Here is a 1,742-nt window from a genome sequence, read left to right as displayed (position 1 = left end):
ATGGTTTTACTAAACCAGAATCTTCAGATTCTTGGATTTATAATAAAAATTATGGAGTTGAAGTTTATCGTATTACATATACCAATTCTGATGGAATAGTATATGAATTTAGTGCAAGGCAAGTTAGACAGTACTGTAGGAAGATGGGATGGACTCCAGTTGAACAAGCCTATTATGGATATGCAAAAGATTTATATCCAACCCTAAGTACTCAAAATGATTGGAATGAGCATTTCTTAGAAAATCTATCTAATGATAAAAGATTTTATATGGAGATGCTAAGTCCAAGATGTCTGAATAAAGTGCCTAGTGAAGGTATTGTAATTAGGAATGAGACTCTTAATATAGAAGTTTATAAAATCAAATGTTTTAATTTCCTTCAAAAGGAAAGAGAAATGCTAGATTCTGGAGAAATTAATATAGAAGACGTATCATGATAGAAAATGTTTATGATATAATTTCTGACTATAAGCAAATAGAAAGAAATGTAAAAAATATAGTAGAGAATATCCTCTCAGATGAGGATATTCCCTTACTAATTAGAGCTGATATTCTAATAAAATATAAAGAAGATAACTCAGAAGAATACGATGGATTATATACTAAATGTACTACTATTTATCAGGTTCTAAACACATTATCAGATCCTAAATTAACTGACTGTGAATTAGAAGCTCTTTATAAACTATTAGAAATGTTTGTTAGAGATAGAATAACTAAATATTACGAATTTACATATGAGTAGCTATTTAAATATATATGGAAGATTAAGATCTGATCTTTATGAAGTCAAGAGACTTAAAAATAAAGATTATTATAAACAGGATGATGTTATCTTATTTGATTCTCATTCAAGAAATTCTATAATTTATAGTGTAGTTTGTGATGCTATAAACCCAGTTTGGGCTGGAGACGAAGAAAAATATACTGTTCTTAATGAATCTAATATTAATGATTGTATAGAAGAATGTAAAAAAAGAATAACATTCTTAGAGAAATGTGTTGATAATAACATTAAAAGAAAGAATGAGTATATAAAGTATTTGCAGTCTTTATCTAAAGTTCTTACTTATGATGAATATACGAATCATATTACAGAAGAGTATGATGATTACGAAGACACTAAAGAAGAGATAGAAAACTGTAAATATTGTCTAAGCCAATTAGAAGTTTTAGCTTCTTTAATTTCTACTTGTGATATTAAATGTTCTGGATTTTCTGAAATATTATGTAATATAGATTAATATGGAAGATTATAAAATACCTACGGATGATGAACTCTGTGAGTTAGCTGATGATTATGTAGAATCCTTGTATGATGAAGATTTCCCTGTATCTAGAGAAGATTTAACATATGAAGTTAAGTGCACAACTATCTAATGAAGATAAACTAAAAATTATGATAGAAACTGCTAGTAGAAATTTTTGTGAATATTACTAAAATAAGTTCTAATGAGATTTAAAGGAGATATTATTATAACAGATCCATGTTACATAATTAAAAGAGAGGATAGAGATAATATAAAAGATCTAGGGTTTACTACATTTATCTCTGAATCTACTATATATGGTGATTGGTCTTGTAAAACTCTTAATTTAAAAAATAAAAATCCTAAAGAATTTATAGATGATGTGTGCAATACTTATCAGGAATCTGAAAGAATAAAAGGGTTATATGGTAAGCTTAGTTCTAAGTATGAAGAAGCTAGAGAAGTATTATATTCTAAAACTGTAAATCTAGA

5 protein-coding genes are annotated in these 1,742 nt (G+C 27.0%); all 5 read left to right on the top strand.

The features are described 5' to 3' along the window. Positions 1-437, top strand: a 437-nt coding sequence (locus tag ACI3VO_RS01425; protein ID WP_439756193.1) for a hypothetical protein, incomplete at its 5' end; no start/stop codon positions are given. Beyond that, positions 434-745, top strand: a complete 312-nt coding sequence (locus ACI3VO_RS01420) for a hypothetical protein (protein WP_439756192.1) — start codon at positions 434-436, stop codon at positions 743-745. The genes ACI3VO_RS01425 and ACI3VO_RS01420, both read left to right, overlap by 4 nt. After that, positions 738-1,244, top strand: a complete 507-nt coding sequence (locus ACI3VO_RS01415) for a hypothetical protein (protein ID WP_439756191.1) — start codon at positions 738-740, stop codon at positions 1,242-1,244. The genes ACI3VO_RS01420 and ACI3VO_RS01415 overlap by 8 nt, the downstream gene beginning before the upstream one ends. A gap of 1 nt (position 1,245) precedes the next feature. Continuing rightward, positions 1,246-1,380 carry a hypothetical protein gene (locus ACI3VO_RS01410; RefSeq protein ID WP_439756190.1) on the top strand — a complete coding sequence of 45 codons (135 nt, stop codon included), beginning with the start codon at positions 1,246-1,248 and terminating at the stop codon, positions 1,378-1,380. 72 nt (positions 1,381-1,452) lie between these two features. Continuing rightward, positions 1,453-1,742 (top strand): hypothetical protein (locus ACI3VO_RS01405; protein WP_439756189.1); only part of this gene is annotated, 290 nt, incomplete at its 3' end.

Origin of the sequence: Intestinibacter sp. (assembly GCF_051866655.1) — a bacterium.
Classification (GTDB): domain Bacteria; phylum Bacillota; class Clostridia; order Peptostreptococcales; family Peptostreptococcaceae; genus Intestinibacter.
This window is presented reverse-complemented; position numbering and strand designations above follow the sequence as displayed.

Coding starts and splice junctions, on each gene's coding strand:
- ACI3VO_RS01420 (WP_439756192.1), top strand. CDS start 434: ATGATAGAAAATGTTTATGATATAATTTCTGACTATAAGCAAATAGAA.
- ACI3VO_RS01410 (WP_439756190.1), top strand. CDS start 1,246: ATGGAAGATTATAAAATACCTACGGATGATGAACTCTGTGAGTTAGCT.
- ACI3VO_RS01415 (WP_439756191.1), top strand. CDS start 738: ATGAGTAGCTATTTAAATATATATGGAAGATTAAGATCTGATCTTTAT.